Raw genomic sequence first — 1,577 nt, forward strand, 5'->3', positions numbered from 1 at the left:
AGCTTGGCGTTTATCGTCCGTGGTCGAACGTAGCGTCAAACTTGGTGTCGCTTTCGGCTGAGTGCCTGACGCGAGAGCGACCTTCGCCTGATCCTGTGCTCCGTCACAGAGGCACTTGACCAGCACGAGGGCCGGAACAATGAGTCTGCTGCAGCGGGATGGGTTTGCCGAACTGTCGGGCTTCCGGACGGAGTTCTATGCCTGCCTGACCAAGAGATCCGACGCTTTGTTCGAGCTGAGTGACGCCTTGCTGTGTGCGGACGGCCCAGTGAGGACGTTGGTCGAGCTGTCCCTGGCGCCTGAGCATCAGCGTGGGCATGGTGCGTTGTACGGCGGGTTGAACCTCGGGCATCTGGATGTGGCACGGCTGCGCCGGGCGCTGGCGGGCCTGCCGCTTCCCCGGACGGCGGAGGGGCGGTTGGTCCTGGCGGTCGACGTCAGCAACTGGTTGCGGCCTGATGCGAACACCAGCCCGGATCGGCTGTTCTGCCATACATACGGTCGGGGCAGGGGCTCGGCCCAGATGATCCCCGGGTGGCCCTACTCCTTCATTGCCGCTCTGGAACCGGGGCGGACGTCGTGGACTGCCATGCTGGACGTGGTCCGGCTGTGTCCGTGGGACGACGCGATCGCCGTCACCGCAGCCCAGATCCGGGACGTGTTCCAGCGGCTGTATGTGACAGGACAGTGGCAGATCGGTGACCCGCCCGTCCTGGTCGTCGTCGATGCCGGCTATGACGTGACCCGTCTGGCTTTCCTGCTCGCGGACCTGCCCGTGGAACTGCTGGGCCGGATGCGTTCGGACCGCGTCCTGTACTTCCCGCCCCCGCCACAGCCAGCGGGCAAACGCGGGCGCAAGCCCAAGCGCGGGGCGGAGTTCGCGTTCGAGGTTGCGGCCACTCAGCCGATCCCGTCGGTCACCACGGTGACCGACACCACCCACTACGGGAAGGCCGTCGCCACTGCCTGGGATCGACTGCACCCACTACTGGTCCGGCGCTCGGCCTGGGCCGACCATCCCGAAGGAGACCTGCCGGTCATCGAAGGCACCGTCATCCGTCTTCAGGTCGACCACCTCCGTGGAGACCGCAACCCCAGGCCGGTCTGGCTGTGGTGGTCGGCCACCGCCGCGACTGCTGGGGATGTGGACCGGCTCTGGCAGGCATTCCTGCGCAGATTCGACCTTGAGCACACCTTCAGGATGTTCAAGCAGACGTTGGGGTGGACAGCTCCCAAACTCCGCGAGCCGGCCGCCGCCGACCGCTGGACCTGGCTCGTCATTGCAGCCCACACCCAACTCCGCCTTGCCCGGCCCCTCGCAGAAGACCTCCGCAATCCCTGGGAGCGGCCCGCCCGCCAAGGGCGCCTCACACCCGCGCGCGTCCGTCGAGGATTTCGCCGCCTCCACAGGAAAACGCCTCAGCCAGCCAGCGCACCGAAACCCAGCACCGCAGGCCCCGGCCGGCCAACCGGGATGAAGAACAAGCACCGCGCACGCGAGCACCCCGTCGGAAAACAGGACAAACCAAACCTCGCGGCAGCCATCACAAACAGCGGGGTTGCATAAACGCCAAGCT

General features: G+C 66.6%; 1 protein-coding gene. It reads left to right on the forward strand.

Translation table 11 applies throughout. The features are described from left to right. The first annotated feature begins 139 nt into the window (after positions 1-139). The gene (locus tag ACIRJP_RS42600) at positions 140-1,567 is read left to right on the forward strand and encodes an NF041680 family putative transposase (RefSeq protein ID WP_404186621.1); all 1,428 of its coding nucleotides are present in this window, start codon (positions 140-142) and stop codon (positions 1,565-1,567) included. Positions 1,568-1,577 lie beyond the last annotated feature (10 nt).

Source organism: Streptomyces sp. NPDC102437, from assembly GCF_044765565.1.
In the GTDB taxonomy this organism is placed as follows: Bacteria; Actinomycetota; Actinomycetes; order Streptomycetales; family Streptomycetaceae; genus Streptomyces.